The organism is Actinomyces oris (assembly GCF_001937445.1).
Classification (GTDB): Bacteria; Actinomycetota; Actinomycetes; order Actinomycetales; family Actinomycetaceae; genus Actinomyces; species Actinomyces acetigenes.
The window spans coordinates 17,711-34,491 of the sequence record NZ_MSKS01000049.1 but is presented as its reverse complement, the minus strand read 5'-3'; the positions used below and the strand labels follow the sequence as shown (position 1 = coordinate 34,491).

General features: G+C 65.2%; 14 protein-coding genes. 7 read left to right on the top strand and 7 right to left on the bottom strand.

Annotated elements, in window-relative coordinates:
• Positions 1–282: 282 nt before the first annotated feature.
• From BKH20_RS14285 to BKH20_RS14800, 3 genes are read right to left on the bottom strand one after another with little or no spacing between them, the layout of a single operon-like run.
• Entirely contained in the window at positions 283–516 is a 234-nt protein-coding gene (locus BKH20_RS14285) for a transposase family protein (RefSeq protein ID WP_256693167.1), read from the bottom strand.
• 17 nt (positions 517–533) lie between these two features.
• Positions 534–665, bottom strand: coding sequence for a hypothetical protein (locus tag BKH20_RS14805; protein WP_256693166.1), 132 nt, complete (start codon positions 663–665; stop codon positions 534–536).
• Positions 665–793 carry a hypothetical protein gene (locus BKH20_RS14800; RefSeq protein ID WP_256693165.1) on the bottom strand — a complete coding sequence of 43 codons (129 nt, stop codon included), beginning with the start codon at positions 791–793 and terminating at the stop codon, positions 665–667. The genes BKH20_RS14805 and BKH20_RS14800 overlap by 1 nt, the downstream gene beginning before the upstream one ends.
• A gap of 1,296 nt (positions 794–2,089) precedes the next feature.
• On the opposite strand from BKH20_RS14800, the gene BKH20_RS14125 reads away from it, so the two are divergent.
• Both BKH20_RS14125 and BKH20_RS11970 read left to right on the top strand, forming a co-directional pair.
• Complete coding sequence (locus BKH20_RS14125) at positions 2,090–3,118, top strand: hypothetical protein (RefSeq protein WP_143225010.1); 1,029 nt, start codon at positions 2,090–2,092, stop codon at positions 3,116–3,118.
• Positions 3,119–3,182: 64 nt separating this feature from the next.
• Positions 3,183–3,704, top strand: a complete 522-nt coding sequence (locus BKH20_RS11970; RefSeq protein WP_256693164.1) for a hypothetical protein — start codon at positions 3,183–3,185, stop codon at positions 3,702–3,704.
• A 62-nt stretch (positions 3,705–3,766) separates the two neighbouring features.
• Here the strand turns inward: BKH20_RS11970 and BKH20_RS11965 are convergent, their stop codons facing one another.
• The 4 genes from BKH20_RS11965 to thiD form a co-directional block, all read right to left on the bottom strand.
• A complete protein-coding gene (locus BKH20_RS11965; RefSeq protein ID WP_075391243.1) occupies positions 3,767–4,543 on the bottom strand; it encodes a hypothetical protein in 777 nt (258 codons plus the stop codon).
• On the bottom strand, positions 4,540–5,529 hold the full coding sequence (locus BKH20_RS11960; RefSeq protein WP_075391242.1) for an ABC transporter ATP-binding protein: 990 nt from the start codon (positions 5,527–5,529) through the stop codon (positions 4,540–4,542). Before BKH20_RS11960 ends, BKH20_RS11965 begins: the two co-directional genes overlap by 4 nt.
• Positions 5,526–5,876 (bottom strand): PadR family transcriptional regulator, encoded by a 351-nt coding sequence (locus BKH20_RS11955; RefSeq protein ID WP_075391241.1) that lies wholly within the window; start codon positions 5,874–5,876, stop codon positions 5,526–5,528. The genes BKH20_RS11960 and BKH20_RS11955 overlap by 4 nt, the downstream gene beginning before the upstream one ends.
• Before the next feature lie 310 nt (positions 5,877–6,186).
• Positions 6,187–6,993 (bottom strand): bifunctional hydroxymethylpyrimidine kinase/phosphomethylpyrimidine kinase, encoded by an 807-nt coding sequence (gene thiD, locus BKH20_RS11950; RefSeq protein WP_075391240.1) that lies wholly within the window; start codon positions 6,991–6,993, stop codon positions 6,187–6,189.
• Between the two features lie 224 nt (positions 6,994–7,217).
• Between thiD and BKH20_RS11945 the strand changes: the two genes are divergently transcribed.
• The 5 genes from BKH20_RS11945 (at position 7,218) to BKH20_RS11925 (ending at position 16,682) form a co-directional block, all read left to right on the top strand.
• Positions 7,218–8,735, top strand: coding sequence for a DUF3375 domain-containing protein (locus BKH20_RS11945; protein ID WP_075391239.1), 1,518 nt, complete (start codon positions 7,218–7,220; stop codon positions 8,733–8,735).
• A complete protein-coding gene (locus BKH20_RS11940) occupies positions 8,716–9,546 on the top strand; it encodes a DUF4194 domain-containing protein (RefSeq protein WP_081381705.1) in 831 nt (276 codons plus the stop codon). Before BKH20_RS11945 ends, BKH20_RS11940 begins: the two co-directional genes overlap by 20 nt.
• Complete coding sequence (locus tag BKH20_RS11935) at positions 9,546–13,067, top strand: ATP-binding protein (protein WP_075391238.1); 3,522 nt, start codon at positions 9,546–9,548, stop codon at positions 13,065–13,067. Before BKH20_RS11940 ends, BKH20_RS11935 begins: the two co-directional genes overlap by 1 nt.
• Positions 13,064–14,392 carry a Wadjet anti-phage system protein JetD domain-containing protein gene (locus tag BKH20_RS11930; RefSeq protein ID WP_075374167.1) on the top strand — a complete coding sequence of 443 codons (1,329 nt, stop codon included), beginning with the start codon at positions 13,064–13,066 and terminating at the stop codon, positions 14,390–14,392. Before BKH20_RS11935 ends, BKH20_RS11930 begins: the two co-directional genes overlap by 4 nt.
• Positions 14,393–14,678: 286 nt before the next feature.
• Complete coding sequence (locus BKH20_RS11925; protein ID WP_075391237.1) at positions 14,679–16,682, top strand: alpha-amylase family protein; 2,004 nt, start codon at positions 14,679–14,681, stop codon at positions 16,680–16,682.
• Positions 16,683–16,781 lie beyond the last annotated feature (99 nt).

Sequence of the window (16,781 nt, the reverse complement as noted above, 5' to 3'; positions counted from 1 at the left end):
CAGGACCTACAACAAAACCGTCAACCAGATCCGCTACAAGATCGAGCGAGTCATCGCCAACATCAAGACCTGGAGAGTCCTGCACACCGGCTACAGAAGACCACTAGACACCTTCCCAGAAACCATCACAGCCACCCTCGGACTCATATTCACATACACCCCATGAATAAGCCTCTGGGAGTTCAGGGAATTCTATAACCGCATCACAGTGGAAGGATATTCAGGAGGTGGTGGTGTAGGTGTAGAGCATGAGGGTGGCTGTGATGGTTTGTGGGAATGTGTTCAGGAGGGGCGTCGGTAGTCCTCCTTGAGGATCTTCCAAGTCTTGATGTGGGCGTTGACTCGCTCGACTATGTACCTGATCCGGATGATGTTGCGGCTGACTTCCCTGGTGACGCCAGTGGGCGTACTTCCGGAGGGTTTCCTGGGCGGGGCGATCATTCCTCGTCCGATGTAGCGCCTGTCAGCGACCCACCGGCTGACATCGAGACCCTCGAGCAGGCCGAAGGCGTCCAATATAGTGACGTCACGGGTCAAGCATAGGCAGGACTCTGAGACCCGAGCCAGATGACCGGCAAGGTGACCAGGACCTGGAGGTTTAGCACGGTGCGCATGCGCTTGCCCAGCCGCAGCTCGGGGTGGGCCTTCCAACTCCAGTACGGCATCAGGGTTCCGTCCAGGACATCGTCGCAGCCGGGACGACCTCCTTGGCGGTGATGAGGTACCCCTTCGGGGCGCGGGTGGCCAGTTCAGTCAGCGCTTTGACGGCCCGGCAGACAGTGAGGTGGGACACGACGAGCAGATCATCGAAGGCGGCCTAGGGAATATCGCGCAGGTAGATCAGTGTCGCTCGTAGCGACCTGGCGACTTCGAGGATCGCTGGGATGATGTGAAGCGGTTTGCTCTGGGGCACCTCCTGGGCCAGTTCGGTGAACTGATGGACACTCAATCCGATGGTATGCTTCAAGGTGACGGTTCGTCTCCTTATAGGGCTTTTGTCTGGCGACAAGAATTCTCCTACAGGAACGACCTATCACCCACACCGAATGCGCCCTATTTATGCCTCAGCACCACCCCGAGTAACCTTCATAATATTCGTATCTAAATCGCGATGTCATTGAATTAAGTTTGACAAACGAGAGTAGATGAGTATGCAAAGGAATGAGTTTATTAGTAGGCGGGGATCGCGTGATATTACCGACTGGCTACTGGCTCTGATATGGCCATTGATGGGCGTTGGTTCTCTGCTTGTATTGTGGCGCCTCGACGATATAGCACATGGTTCTGTTGAGGAGAAGTTCGGCTACGTTTCTCTTGTTCTGGCCTCCTTTGGGATGTGCGCATACTACCTGTTCTCGTCCCGAGTATTTGGTTACTCTGTGTTGGTTCCGGAAATTGTGTGGGAGCAAACTGGGGTTCGGCTGGTTGCCGACAAGAACTTCGACCCTCTATTGTCGTTCATTATATTCTGGATGTCATGCCTGTTTGCTACTATCGGAATTATCCTGATAATAGTTGACCCAGAAGATGGAACGGATGGCATTCCTATCACGTATATGGCACTCGCACTACTAACTGCCGTGGCGCTAGTATCTCTCGCACGGTGTGTACATTATTCCTGGATGAGACACAGGCGTAGACGGTATCCTGGAGACATTGAGCTGACCCCTCAAGGAATTCGGCAACGTGTTGCTGATCGAGTTGTTGAGGTGTCGTGGCAGGACATTAACGTATGGGAGGCAGGGCGAAGAACTAACATGGGTGAGTATACGGACCTATGGAATGCAGTCAGTAGGAATCAGGTTCGTCGCTTTGGAAATCGAGAACCGAAACGATACTCGGGTGAGCGTCCACAGAACTTCGAAATACTCCTGACTCCGGTTGTCGCCACGGATGCAATGCATGCATTTATTTGGACTGCATGGACTGACCCAGCGTGGGCCAGTACCTTACTCTCGTCACAAGATCGCGTTGGTTCACTTACCGAGATTCTTTCCGCTCCGCGTGCTGAAGAGCCGTTGTTGTAGGAGAAGATGAACCAGCAGAGCGATTCCGTAGGCGTGGGGTGTGAGTAGGAAGGGTGATATAGGTGAGCGAATCTCATCAAAGTATTCTCTCCCTCGTTGAAAAGCAAAGGGTGATCACATTTGGAAAGGCGAAACCATATACGTGGTTCTTTGTGATCTTCTGGTTCGTCGCAGCGGCGATGTTCGTGTACTTCGTGTGCTTATTCGAGATGACAGGTAATCTCGTGGCGAGATACACCTCATGTGTTTTGATACTTGCCAGCGGTGTGTGCGCAAGCGCCAACGCGTATCTTTCAGACCGAATGTGTGGCTATCAGGTGCGGATTCCAGCAGTGATGTGGACTGAGCGGGGTGCGAGAATCCTTGCGGACAGAAACTTCGATCCTTTAATGTCGTCGATTCTGATAAGGGTGGCATGGACATTACTGACTTTTGGTATGGTCGCGTTATTCTTGGCCGAGCCGGAGGAGGGTACTCCGGCGGTGGTTTCTTTAACGATTTTCGTCATGATAGGTATCTGCCTGTTTGGTTCAGTGGTTTATTTTTGGTGGAAGCGTTGGAGGCGGATGCGGCATCCAGGTGATATTGATCTGTCTGCGGATGGAATGTATCAACGCCTAGGAGATCGGGTGCTTGAGGTGTCTTGGAAGGATATTCGCTCCTGGAAGGGGCTTGTATGCAGATTTCAAGGGGAGACATATAGTAAATGGAATGTCGTCTGTAACCGACAGGTGAGTAGGAGGGCATCTCAGGAAGCACAGTCTTATGGGAGTCCACGGCCGCAAATATTTTATCCGCTACTGAATGCGGCGGGCGATGTCGACAACTTCAGTATAATGATTGCATCGGCGCGGTTGTATCCAGAGTGGATTGAGAGTCTCCTCGCCGACCCAAATAGGGTGGAAAGACTGCGTAGTATCCTCACATTCAGGGAAGGCCCGAAGGACTTCATGCTCCATCTGGATTCATTGTCTGAAAGGCACCCGGGCTTGCCCCTGAGCTACAGTGACCTGGTGATGATTGACTTGAGTGGGCCATCCTGGCTGTCAGAGTGGCGCAGAGAGGAGATGTATGTGAATGGGTGCCTCTGATGCAAGCCTTCCGGTGTCGGCGAGCTTGGAAGAGGAGCGACCTGAAACGACTGAGGGGCGGGGTGTGAGCCAGGAACCATTGGACCTGAGTCAGGTGCGGGATGTGGCTTACGGCTCCATATATTTCGAAGGGAAGCGCCCAGTGGCTCTTTTCATCGGAGTTCTGTTCATTCTCATAGGTGCGCCTGCGGTGCGGATCCTGTGGGGCAGCTGGCGGCATGAGTGGATCACATTCTTTGTTGCACTGGCATGGGTCTTGTCCCTCTGTCGTTTGATCTCCATGTGGCGGCCCGTACTGAACCGATTCAGTCTTACCGTTACCGAGAGCGGCATCATCGACTGCAGCTCCTACGGATTCAAAAGATACATTCCCTGGACTGTCATTCGCGGATTTGCGGCCAGCCAGCAGTTCGTGTATTTCGCAGTTGATCGCCAGTCTCCGGAGTACCGATCGATTCCCTGGACCGTGCGGGCATCCCTCTTCAACAGGAAAGTGATCGTGGCGAAGCACCTCAATTATCCTTCTCCTTTCTTGGCGATGATTTTGAGCAGGGAGAAGGACTTCAGCGTGGTCAGGCAGCTGTGAGGTCACTGGATCATGACTCGTCTGGTGAAGAGAATCAGAACGGGAAAGATTCCATTCTCGACCTATCCGTGTATGGGAGCGGGAATGCTCACCGTGCGCAGCCGCAGGGCGCCCACGGCCCAGCTCGCCGCCGTCAGCAGGACGGCCATGGTGGCGCCATGCTCCAGTCCCCGGCGGAGGTAGTCGGCCGTGTCGGACCCCAGGTTCTCCACGACGACGCTCGCGAGCTCACGGGTCGACCACAGCGGCAGGACGCGGGTCCAGCCCTCGGAAGGATCCACCAGTACCTGCACCGCCATCACTGACAGCAGCAGGAGTGCGCCTTCGAGGTCACGTGGAACCAGGGCGGCGGTCAGGGAGCCCAGGGGAGTGGCGACGGTGGCGGTCAGCAGCAGCATGACCGGCACCGCACTCGGGTGGGTGAGCTCGTCGCCGATCGTGGCAAGGACGAGGCCGCTGTAGAGCAGGCCGAGAATCCACCCGAGCCCGAGCACCGCGAGGTAGCGGCCCAGCAGCAGGCTCGCGGGCCGAGCCCCACTGACAGCGAGGCGGCGGTCCACTGAGCGGGACGAGACCTGCGTGAACAGCGCCAGCGTCGCCGTCGCCCAGCCCAGGCCGATCGACAGGAGCCGGATCGCGGTCCAATGCGTCTCCAGGCGCACCAGGTAGAAGGTCAGCGGCAGAAGGGTCGCCAGCGCGAGGGCGCCGCGCCGTCGGGCAAGCTCACGCAGGGTGACGAGCGCGACCAGGCCCGTGGTTGCAGCCGTCGACCGGAACCGGGCGTCCTCGGCGCGATCCCACTCGGTCTGCGGCGTGAACTGGTCAGGCGGCGTGCTCATGCGGATTCCTTTCGCAGCGTCCGTCGGGGCGTTCGGTGGATTGTCCGGCCAGCGTCCTCCTGCGGGGCCGGCAGCTCGACGACGCGGTCAACCAGGTCGACGTCGCGCAGCAGGTGGGTGACCAGCAGGACGCCCGCGCCCGAGGCGCGCCAGGCCGCGATGAGGGCCCACAGATCCTCGTAGGCCAGAGCGTCAAGCCCCTGGTAGGGCTCATCCAGGAGAAGCAGATCGGGGGCGTTGAGCTGGGCGAGAGCGACGTTGAGCTTCTGCTGAGTCCCACCCGAGAGCGTCCCGGCGGTCTGGTCTCCGCGCGCGGTCCAACCCAGGCGGGTGAGGAGACGGTGACCGGTCGAGATGGAGCGGCCTTGCCGGATCCCACGCGCCGCCCCGAAGAGCCGGAGGTGCTCGTCCACCGTCAGCAGCGGCGCCAAGGAGTCGAGCTGAGGCGCGTAGCCGAAGTTCGGCGTCCTCTCGATGTGCCCACCGCTTGCGCGCAGCAGGCCCGCGCACAGCTGAAGCAGGGTCGACTTGCCGGCCCCGTTGGCCCCGACGACGGCGACGACCTCGCCTCGGTGGATGGTGAGGTTGATGCTGGACAGGACCGTGCGCCTGCCGCGGCGTGCGGAGACGTCTGTCAGGCGCAGGACCACGGGGGTTGCGGGCGAAGTCTTGGCAGATGCGGTGGTGGGACTGGTAGTGCCGAGGCCTGCAGTGGCGTGGGGTGACGAACTGAGTGGGGCTGAGGCGGGTGCGTCGGCCTGGTAGTCCCGCAGTGCAGAGGCGACCTCGCGGGCGTAGAGGACTGCCGGCCCGTACAGGTCGCCGGGCGGCACCCCGGCCGCCTCGGCCTCCGCCCGGGTTGAGGCGGCCGTGCGCTCGACCTCGGAGGCCGGCAGGCCGTGGGAGGCGAGCTCCACGGCGAAGCTTCGGTACCAGTCGGCCGTCGTGTCCACCGCCGGGTCCCTGGCCTCCTCGGGCCGGCTCATGAGGGGGCCTCCGTGTGCACCTTCCGGCCTTCGATGAGAGCGCCGACCGCCGTGGAGAAGGTTCGCCACTCGGCCCGTCGTGCAGCGAGCTCGGTGTGTCCGGCGTCCGTCAGTTCGTAGTACTTGCGGGCGGGCCCGGAGGTGGAGGGGCGCCAGGAGACCGCGACGAGACCGCGCTTCTCCAGGCGCATGAGAGCCGGGTAGAGCGTCCCGCCGGGTACCTCGTCCAGGCCGCCGGCGGCGAGGCGCTGTGCCAGGGACAGTCCATAGTCGGCGTGCTCGGCCAGCAGTGAGAGCAGGCAGGGTTCCAGGAATCCGCGCAGGAGGCGGGCTGCTGATGAGTCCATAGTCAGTAGTCTACCTAGTTACTAGGTTATCTATCTACTGGGCTGGTGTGTCGGCTCGTTCGGGCTGATCTGTCACGGATGGCGACTTTTAGGTGCGTCGGTGCTGCGTCGCGTCGGTGGGCCTGGGGCATCTGTGCAGGTCAGGGCGGTGCGGATGGGTTGGTGGCCGCGGCGGTCCGCCTGAAAAGTCGCCAGGAGTGACAGATCTGGGCGTAGATGACGTGCATCCGCCGCCGACGGGCTGAAAACCGTCGGCGGCGGTGAAACGGGAGGATCGGTGAGAAACCGAAGGGCGCCTCAGCGTCGCGGCTCAGCCCTGCCGGTACTCGCCCTGGTAGACGTAGAGGAAGGGCATATTGCCGCGCAGGCCGTGCCGGATGGAGGAGGAGACGACCTCCTTGGCGGTGACGGCGGCCTCAAGCGGGGAGGCGCCCTTGGCGAGCTCGGCGGTCACCGCGGCGGCCAGGGTGCAGCCGGCGCCGTGGACGCGCTCGGTGCCCACGGCCTCAACCTCGAGGACCTCCAGGGTGGTGCCGTCGTAGAAGACATCCAGGGCGGTGCCGGTGCCCAGCGAAGGGCCGGCCTTGGCCAGGACATTGGGGACTCCCTGGTCGTGGATGCGCTTGGCGGCGTCCTTGAGCTGCTCGACCGTGGTGATCTCCTCCATGCCCGCCAACGTGGCGGCCTCGAAGAGGTTCGGGGTGGTCATCGTGGCGTGCGGCAGGATCTTGGTGCGCAGGGCGTTGTCCACCTCGAGCGCGCCCCCGAACTCCTGACCCTTGCAGATGAGGACCGGGTCGAGCACCACGGCGGGGAAGTCGTAGGTCTCCAGGGCCTGCTCGACGACATCGATGGTGGGCGCCGTCCCCAGCATGCCGATCTTGACGGCGTCAACGCGGGAGTGGACGGCGGCGCAGGTCTCGATCTGGTCGGCGATGACACCGGGGTCCACTGGGACGAAGCGGTGGTTCCACCCGTCCTTGGGGTCCATGGACACGATGCAGGTCAGGGCCGTGCAACCGTAGACGCCGAGGGTGTGGAAGGTCTTGAGGTCGGTCTGGGCGCCGGCGCCGCCGGAGGCCTCGGAGCCGGCGATGGTCAGGGCGATGGCAGTCATGGGTCAAGCCTGCACCGGCCGGGGCGCACGAGCCAAGCCGGGCCGGATACGTGGAACCGGCCCACAGTCGGCTCGAAGCCCCGGTTCGTGTCGGAGGTGGCCGGTAGCCTGGATGCGCGTCCAACGTCGAGGGCCGAGTGGCGTGCCCTGAACGGAGTGTGACTATACCGGCGCGGGACGCCGAGAACGGCTGTGGATACGTCAGAGGAATCGGGAGGTGCGTAATGGCAGGGACCAGCGGAGTGGTTGCCAGCGCGCTGGAGCTTTCCCGTCTCGTATCCGGTGAGCGGGCCGATGCCGGACTGCATCTTCTGCGCCTGGACCTTGCACCAGTTGCCGCAGCGGTTCTGGCGGCGCACCTGGGCGGGCAGATGCGGCGTCGACCTGTGGCCGAGCTCCATGAGCTGATCGATGAGGACCTGGCTGCCCTGCGGGAGGCGGGCCTGAATCTGCCGCAACGGGCCCAGGCCTATTGTGATCAGTGGCGCCGGGCCGGGATCCTCCTGCGCGCCTCCGTTTCCGGCAGCCGGGAGGAGACCTACGAGCTCTCCGCCCCGGCGGAGGCGGCCCTGCGCTTCCTCGCTCAGGTGGAACGTCCTCGTGCGGCCGTCACCCAGTCGCGTCTGGCTACCATCTCCAACCAGTTGCGGCGCCTGGTGCGTGACTCCGATCCTTCGCCGGCGGGGCGGCTGGCAGCGTTGCATGCCGAACGAGACGCCCTGGATGAGGAGATCGCTCGTGTCGATTCCGGCGACTACACCCCGCTTGAGGACGATCAGGGAGCCGAGCGGCTTGAGGAGATCATCGCCCTGGCCGAGCAGGTTCCCGGAGACTTCGCCCGAGTCCGCGCCGAAATGACCGATCTCAACCGTTTGCTGCGGGAGCACATCGTGGCCATGAGCGGCTCGCGCGGCGAGGTGCTCGACGACGTCTTCCGCGGCGTGGACCGGATCGAGTCCTCCGAGGCGGGGCGTTCCTTCCTGGGGTTCTACGAGCTCCTGTCCGATGTGGAGTCCTCGGCGCGACTCGATGACGAGATCGACACGGTCCTGGATCGGGACTTCTCCTCGCGTCTGTCGCCTGAGGACAGGAGGTTCCTGCGTCACTGGCGCTCCACCCTCATGGAGGAGTCCAGCTCCGTGCGTCTGACCATGACCGGCTTCTCCCGGTCCCTGAGACGGTTCGTGCAGAGCCGGGCCTTCGAGGAGCACCGCCGTCTGGCCGTTGAGCTTGCCCAGGCTCAGCGCCTGGCCGCCCGGGTGGCGGCCGGCACCCAGCCGCAGCACCGGATGACGAAGCATCTGGATCTGACCGGTGTCTCCTTGGCCAGCGTCGGGTCCTGGCGGCTGCACAACCCGGCGGAGGGCACAGTCGATGAGGAGATCGTCCTCCATGACGTCTCGGGTCTGGACCTGGAGGCTGTGCGTGCGATCGTGCGTGCCAGCGAGATCGACATGGTTGAGCTCGAGGACGCTGTTGCCGCCTCGGTGGTGCGGCGTGGCGCGGCCACGGTGGCCCAGGTTCTTGAGGACTCGCCCGCTACCCAGGGTCTTGCCAGTGTTATCGGTCTCCTGTTGCTGGCGCGGCGTCGTGGGCAGGTGGTCGACGGCGTCGAGCGCGTGACCTGGATCTCTAAGGCTGGTCGGGAGCGTGCTGCCAGCGTTCCCCGGCTCCTGTTCACCTCCGAGGCCGGGGAACATCGTCAAGCAGAGGGAGCAGTGCATGCAGGCCAACCGACCTGAGAAGCAGGTGGCAGAGCAATCCGTGAACCGGGCCCTCGCCCAATCGGAGGGTCAGATCCAGTGCTCGGAACAGGGACTGGATGGACTCGCCCAGGGCTCCACCGGCCACGCCGCCCTGTGGGAGGGGGACGCCGGAGGGCTGGCCCGGGACACGCGCCGAGCCCTTGTCCGTCTCCTTCAGGGGCCCTACGTCAGCTCGGAGCTCCACCCGGACCTGTGGAACGCCGTTGTCTCCGATGAGCCCAGTGTGCGCCGCTACCTGGCGGACCTCTTCCTCACTTTGGTGATGGACCGTGACGTGGGCGTCGCCTTTGTGCGTAACGTTGAGGATCCCAGCGGGCAGGCGCCCTCCGTCGTGAGATCGCTACCCCTAACACTTGTGGACACGGTGCTCCTGCTGCATCTGCGCACCCTCGTGCTGCGGGGCGAGACCAGCGGGCAGCGCGCCTTCGTTGACCGCTCCGAGCTGCAGGACCACCTCGCGGTCTACCGTCCGCACGCCTCCACTGATCACGCCGGCTTCGCCAAGCGGGTCAATGCCTCGATCAATAAGATGAAGGACGCTTCGATACTGCGTACCACTCAGGTGCCTGACCGTTTCCAGATCTCCCCGGTGCTCAACCTGATCTTCGGCCCTGACGAGGTCGCGGCGATCGCCGCCGAGTACCGTCGCATGCTGGGGGAGGATGCCGGCGAGGCCGACGCCGCCGCCAGCACCGATAGCGCTGATCGTCATGGGCGCCGTAATGACAGTAATGGTGATGATGGCAGTGATGACGCTGCCGCATCGGCTGAGAACAAGGTGAAGTGATGAGCGCGGTGAGCTCTGCGAAGGGCGTGGGCGCAGGCACTGTCCAGAGCGCCACAGCGGGGCAGCACAGACTCGCCCGGATCCAGGTCTATAACTGGGGCACCTTCGGTGGCTATCACGACCTGCCCGTCCCCCGCTCGGGCCTGCTGCTGACCGGTCCCTCGGGCTCCGGCAAGTCCTCCCTCCTGGACGCCCTGTCCGCCGTCCTGGTGCCCGCCAAGCACCTGCGCTTCAACGCCGCCGCCCAGGACGCCGGCACCAATGACCGTTCCCGCACCGTCCTGTCCTATGTGCGTGGCGCCTACAGGCGGGTCACGCAGGAGACCACCGGCGAGGTCGTCACCGACTACTTGCGGCCCGGTGCCACTCGCAGCGGCATCGCCTTGACCTTCACCCGCCTGCACCCCGCAGATACTTTGACACTGCTCAAGCTCTACCACGTGCGCAGCGGAGCGGACTCGGCCAGCCAGGTCGAGATCCTCGTCGAGGGCCAGCAGGACCTCGTCGAGCTCATAGGCATGATCCGAGAAGGGGTAGACAAACGGAGGCTGCGTCAACATCTGGGAGATAGGGCTCGCTTCTTCCAAGGCTACAGTTCCTTCGCGGCAGCCTTCCGACGACGTCTGGGACTGTCCGGTGAGGTGGCCCAGCGCCTCCTCCACCGCACTCAAGCCGCCAAGAGCCTGACCAGCCTGGACACGCTCCTGCGTGACTTCATGCTCGATACCCCCAGCACCTTCTCCTTGGCTGATGATGCGGTGGAGCAGTTCGCCGAGTTGCGTGACGCGCATGCGGCCGTCGTTGATGCCCGCAGGCAGGAGGAGATCTTGGCTCCTCTGCTGCCTTTGAGCCATACCATCAGTCGGGCGCAACAGGATCAGGAACTTAGCGAGAAACTCTCCCAGAGTGTCGATGCCTACGTCCGCCGGCTGCGCCGGGACCGGCTTGAACAGACTCGGGACCGGGCCCGTGCCGCCGTCACCGCCCTGGACGGGGAGGTTCACAACGCTAAGCGTGCCGAGGACAGAGCCCGGGCCGAGGTCCAGGACCTCACCACCGCCAGGGCCGGGGTGGCAGGCAGTGAACTCCCGGTGGTACAGGCTCGCCTCGAGTCCGCCCGCAAGGACCTGGCGCGAGTGGAGGACCAGCTGCGCAACCTGGCCGGGCACCTTGGCGTCCTGGGAACCGAACCTCCGCAGACGGCCGCCGCCTTTGCCGAGCTCACCGATCAGCTGGATCGGGAGGCTCGTGAGCTTCGGGTCCAGCTGGAGTCTTTCGAGGTGGAGGCGCACGCTGTGATGCGGGACAAGCTCGAGCTCGTCGACCAGCTGAAGGCGCTGCGCGCCGAGGCTGAGCGCATCACCAGCACCCGCTCGGCCATGGCCCCGGACCTGCTCGACGCCCGCGAGATCATCTCGCGCGCCACCGGTCAGCCGGCTTCGGTCCTTCCTTTCGTCGGCGAGATCCTCACCATTGTGGAGGGGCAGGAGACCTGGCGCGTCGCGGTCGAGGCGGTGGCCTCCGGGTTCGCCCGCACCATGCTTGTTCCCGAGCGCCTCTATCGGCAGGTCGCTGACGCCGTCGACGTCCAACGGCTCGGCACCCGCTTGTCCTACCTTCGGGTCCTGCCCGGTGGTGAGGCTCGCAGTGTCAGTCCCGACGCCTTGGCCCGCAAGCTGCGGCCAGTGGAGGGCACCGACTACGCGCAGTGGCTCGACACTGAGATCCTGCGACGCTTCGACCACCGCTGTGTCGAGGACGCCGCCGCGCTCGCGGGCGTGGAACGGGGGGTCACCCGCGCCGGTCAGGTCAAGTCCTCGCGCACTGCCCACCTCAAGGACGACCGGCGGGACCTGACCAATCCCAGGTTCTGGACGATCGGCGTCGACGCCGCCCAGCGCCTCGACCAGGTCAGTCAGGAGGTGGACCGGCTCCGGCGGCGCGAGCGCGAGGTGAATGCTCAGCTGGAGGACCTGACTCGGCGGACCCGCCAGATGCAGGAGAGACATGACGCCTGTCTGCGGGCCGCGGAGTCGACCTGGGAGGAGGTCGATGTGACCACGGCCAGTGGCATCGTCGCTGACCTGGAGGCCCAGTGCGGCCGTCTGACCCAGGACCTGCCGGGACTGGTTGAGCTCGATACCCGCCTGGAGGCCGCCCGCGTGGCGGAGGAGCAGGCCCGCGAACGGCACATCAGCCTGCGGGCGAACCTGAAGCAGCAGCGTTCCCGCCTGGAGGAGACCACCAAGGAGCTCGAGCGCCTGGTGGTGGAGGACGAGCCCGACCTGGATGAGTCCCTGAGCGAGGAGCTCGACAAGCGCTTCAGGTCCCGCAAGCGACATCCCACCCTTGATGAGATCGGGCAGGTCGCCACAAGCGTCACCCGCGAGCTGAGCCAGGAACGTCAGCGGGCCCTGCGCCAAGAGAATGAGGCTCTGCGCGACGCCGTCAGCATTATGGTCAGATTCGGGGAGCAGTGGCCGGCGGCGGGAGCGGATGTGCGCCCCGAGCCCGCTTATCTGGATGACCACCTCAAGGTCCTCAAGGATCTACGCGCTGACGATCTGCCGCGTCATGAGCGGCGGTTCTCCGAGCTCCTCCAATCGCAGTCGAGCCAGAATATCGGCCAGCTCGCCAGCGAGATCCGCCGCGCCGTCAGCCAGGTCCGCACCAGGATCGGCCCGGTCAACGATGCGCTCCAGGACACCGAGTACTCACCCGGCCACCACCTGCGCATCGAGGTCTCCGAACGCAGGCTGCCCGTCGTCGCAGACTTCCTGGCAGATCTCGCCACGATCTCGACAGGCTCCCTGGACCTGGCCGATGAGACGCAGCAGGAGGCCGAGGCGCGCTTCGAGCTGCTCAACGCGGTGATGACACGGCTGGCCTCCTCCGAGCAGCGAGACCTGACCTGGCGCAACCAGTGCTTGGATACGCGGCTGCACGTGTCCTTCACCGCCGTCGAGCGCGATGAGCACGGTACCGCAGTGGACTACTACGAAGGGGCGGGCGGGCTCTCAGGAGGCCAGCGTCAGAAGCTGGTTGTCTTCTGCTTGGCCGCGGCTCTGCGCTACCAGCTCACCGAGGCCGGTGATCCCGTCCCCGGTTATGCGCTCGTCGTCCTGGATGAGGCCTTCGACAAGACCGACACCGAGTTCACCCGCGCCGGCCTCGACGTCTTCAGCGGATTCGGTTTCCAGCTCCTGCTGGCCACCCCCATGAAGATGCTCCAGACCCTGGAGGAGCACGTCGGCGGGGCCGCCATGGTCACCAATGACGCCGAGGGACGCTGCTCCCAGCTCTCCCTGGTCCTGTTCGAGAACACCGAGGATACCGAGAGCGTCGGGGACGCTGAGCACGTTGACGACGCCGAGAAGGAGAGGGTTGTGGCGGGGGCCAACGTCGTCGGGGCCACCGACCCGCGGGGGGCGGATAAGACGGCGGCCTCGGCATCCGGCACCCACGAGGACAACGAGGAGAACCTCTTCTCAGTCTTCACTGATGAGGAGGGTTCGTTGTGAGGGACCCTGACGACCTGAGCTCGCGAGCAGCTAAGCGCTACAGGCAGGCTTTGCCGACCTGGGCCGCCGATCCCAGTAACGCCCGCAATGAGAGGCTTGTTCTTCCGCTCGATGCGCCTACGGAGAAGCAGGCGTTGAACCATTCCGAGGAGGTCACGCGATGGATCGCCTCATGGCGCCAGTGGGAGAGGACGTGGGGTGATCACGGTGGTCGCCTTGAACGCGCCTCGCGGCGCTGGACCTCCATGGGTGTTCAGCAAGTTCCCGTGCGAGCCGTCCTTGACGGAGCGGCCGCCGTGGCCCGTGCATGCGGCCGGTTGCAGCACTGGAGGCGGGCCGAACGGCGAGCATCTCGAATGCGAGATGTTCTTACTGAGTTGCGTCAATCGCTCCGTGATCAGGATGAGGATCTCGGGGCAACAGGAGAGGGCGGGGCCAAGGCGGTGCCGGGGGATGAACAGGCCGATGCTGCTGCGATCTCAGCGGCCATCGCCTCCGTCATCACCACCGTGGCGGACTACTCGGACGACGACGTCGAGCGACTCCTCGGAGCCGTCACGTGGCTTACCACTCACCCGGTCTCCGGCCTCTATCTGCGTCAGCTTCCGCTGGCCGGCATGGATACCAAGTGGCTGGAAGCCCACCGGCGTGTAGTTCTGCGCCTGCTCGGGGCGCTCCGGGGGGAGGATGCTCGCGATGTGGATCTGGGACTACTCACCCCGCCTCGGCACACGGTGCGGTTGAGGGTCCTCGATGCCGGCCTCGCGCCGTCGGGGTTGCGCGATCTGGCGGCACCTGTTGCGGAGCTCAACCGGCTCTGGCCCGCCCCACGGAACGGTGACCTGCCCCAGCGGTCGGAGTCGATGCCCGCGACTGTCGTCATTGTGGAGAACCTGACGACCTTTCTCGCTCTGGAGGACTGTCCGGGAACTGTGGCCCTGTGGGGAGCCGGATACGCCGTCGACGCCGTCAGCGACCTGAGCTGGGTACTTCGAGCGCAGCGGGTCCTCTACTGGGGAGACGTCGATGTTGATGGGCTCGCCATCCTGGCCCGTCTGCGATCCCGTCTCCCGCAGGTTCGATCGATTCTCATGGGCCCCGAGGTCCTGGAACGCTACGCCACGCTGGTGGTCCCAGACCCGGCGGCTGACAAGCATGAGGGACGGTCGGTACCCGACGGGCTTACCGCCTCTGAACGGTGGGCGTGGGAGGTTGTGAGTACCCGAGGTATTCGGCTGGAGCAGGAACGCATCGCCTGGCCGCACGCGAGCAAGGAGGTACGGGAGGCCCTCCAGGACCGTTCCGGCCCGCCAGTGATTGAGTGAGCAGGATGTCCGTCCCCGACGGCGTCGAATGCCCCCGCCCCGAATGACACGCCCCCGGCCGCGCGCAATGTCCCTGTCGGTGGTGGGCCGGCGGGAGCGGGAGGCCGACGCCGCGGGCTCAGGAGGTGGGGCCGCGCCCGGCGGCGCCCGTTGGCGCTTGTCGGGGGCCGACTGAACGGCCGACTGCGTGACCGACCGCGCCGCCGCCCCGCCGATGGCCGCCCTGACCGACGGGACGATGAGGAAATCAGTACCGCGACGGCGCCGAATCGGGGACCATGGATTCATGAGCGCCGCCACTTCCCTCCCGCCCTCCCTCAACGACATCGTCTTCCACGTCCTGGACCCGCTTGAGGCGGTTGAGCGGGACATCTTCCTCACGCGCGCCGAGGCCTGGTACCCCGACCTCCTCGACGGGCTCACCACCCTCTACGGCGACGCCGCCGAGGAGGAGGCCCTCAACCTGCTGGCCCTGGCCGCCCGGGCCTACGCGGAGCGCGACTACGAGCTGCGCCGCCTGGACCTGGCCCGCACCCTCGACCCCGCCTGGGCCCAGCACCCGGGCCGCGTCGGCTACGCCGCCTACACCGAGCGCTTCGCTGGCACCCTGCGCGGCGTGGAGGACCGCATCGACTACCTGCGCGAGCTGGGTGTCACCTACCTCCACCTCATGCCCCTGCTCACCCCGCGCCCCGGCGACTCCGACGGCGGCTACGCGGTGGCCGACTACCGCACCGTGCGCCCGGACCTGGGCACCATGGAGGACCTCGAGCATCTGGCCGGCGAGCTGCGCGCTGAGGGCATCTCCCTGGTGGTGGACCTCGTCCTCAACCACGTGGCCGCCGAGCACGAGTGGGCGGTGCGGGCGCGCGCCGGCGAGCAGCGCTACCGCGACTACTTCCTCATCTTCCCCGACCGCACCGAGCCCGACGCCTACGAGCGCACCCTGCCGGAGGTCTTCCCCGACTTCGCCCCCGGAAACTTCACCTGGGACGACGGCGTGGGCGGCTGGGTGTGGACCACCTTCAACTCCTTCCAGTGGGACCTCAACTGGCGCAACCCCCGCGTCATGGCCGAGTTCGCCGGCATCGTCCTGGACCTGGCCAACCGCGGCGTCGAGGTGCTGCGCCTGGACGCCATCGCCTTCACCATCAAGCGCAAGGGCACCGACTGCCAGGGCCAGCCCGAGGTCCACGCCATCACCGAGGTCCTGCGCGCCCTGACCCGCATCGCCTGCCCCGCCGTCGACCTCAAGGCCGAGGCGATCGTCGCTCCCACCGAGCTCCTCCAGTACCTCGGCCAGGGCAAGTACACCGGCAAGGTCTCCGACCTGGCCTACCACAACTCCCTCATGGTCCAGATCTGGTCCATGCTCGCCGCACGCGACACGACGCTGGCCGTCGAGGCCCTCCAGAACCTGCCGGTCGAGCCCTCCACCGCCACCTGGATCACCTACCTGCGCTGCCACGACGACATCGGCTGGGCCATTGACGACGACGACGCGGCCGCCGTCGGCCTGTCCGGCTACGACCACCGCTCCTTCCTGGCCGACTGGTACAGCGGCGAGTACCCCACCTCCGACGCCGCGGGCCTGGTCTTCCAGCACAACCCGGCCACCGGGGACCGGCGCATCGCCGGGACGGCCGCCTCACTCATCGGGATCGAGGCCGCCGCCCAGGCCTGGGAGGGCGTCACCGACGAGACCCCCGAGCACGAGGCCGAGGCGCTGTGGACGTGGCGCGAGGAGCGGATCCATGCCCTACGCATGGCCCACGCCATCGTCTACGGCTGGGGCGGCATCCCCGTTCTGTGGAGCGGGGACGAGCTCGCCCAGCCCAACGACCCCAACTGGGACACCGAGCTGGGCCACGAGGCCGACTCGCGCTGGGCCGGGCGCCCCCGCCTCGACAGGGCCCGGCTGGCCAACCGCCACGACCGCTCCACCGTCGAGGGGCGCGTCTTCACCGACCTGGCGCGGATGGCGCAGGTGCGTGCCGGCCTGCCCCAGCTCGACGCCGCCGTGCGCACCCAGGTCCAGGACGTCGACGACCCCGGGGTGCTGGTGACCTACCGCGACCACCCGCGCGGCAGCTTCGTGGGCGTGTACAACGTGACGCCGCAGTGGCGCTCGGTGGCCGCCGACCAGCTCGCCCGGCTCGGCGTCATGGGGGCCACCGACGTCCTGACCGATACGGTCCCCTTCGGTTCCACCACGCTGGACGGGGCGGGGGACGGCCGTGTGCCCGTGCCGCCCTACGCCGCCTGGTGGCTGGTGCGCCCCACGGACTGACGGTCTGGGCTTTCATGTAACCACGCCCGGAGCGACGAGCGGGCTGTTGTGTCACAAATGGAGACTTTTCGGTCGGCGGCTGTGCTCACAGGGTCGATG

Bases quoted from the DNA above. Each gene is read 5' to 3' on its own strand.
- BKH20_RS14805 (WP_256693166.1), bottom strand. From the start codon at position 665: ATGCCGTACTGGAGTTGGAAGGCCCACCCCGAGCTGCGGCTGGGCAAG.
- BKH20_RS11965 (WP_075391243.1), bottom strand. From the start codon at position 4,543: ATGAGCACGCCGCCTGACCAGTTCACGCCGCAGACCGAGTGGGATCGC.
- BKH20_RS11960 (WP_075391242.1), bottom strand. From the start codon at position 5,529: ATGAGCCGGCCCGAGGAGGCCAGGGACCCGGCGGTGGACACGACGGCC.
- BKH20_RS11955 (WP_075391241.1), bottom strand. From the start codon at position 5,876: ATGGACTCATCAGCAGCCCGCCTCCTGCGCGGATTCCTGGAACCCTGC.
- thiD (WP_075391240.1), bottom strand. From the start codon at position 6,993: ATGACTGCCATCGCCCTGACCATCGCCGGCTCCGAGGCCTCCGGCGGC.
- BKH20_RS11945 (WP_075391239.1), top strand. From the start codon at position 7,218: ATGGCAGGGACCAGCGGAGTGGTTGCCAGCGCGCTGGAGCTTTCCCGT.
- BKH20_RS11940 (WP_081381705.1), top strand. From the start codon at position 8,716: ATGCAGGCCAACCGACCTGAGAAGCAGGTGGCAGAGCAATCCGTGAAC.
- BKH20_RS11935 (WP_075391238.1), top strand. From the start codon at position 9,546: ATGAGCGCGGTGAGCTCTGCGAAGGGCGTGGGCGCAGGCACTGTCCAG.
- BKH20_RS11925 (WP_075391237.1), top strand. From the start codon at position 14,679: ATGAGCGCCGCCACTTCCCTCCCGCCCTCCCTCAACGACATCGTCTTC.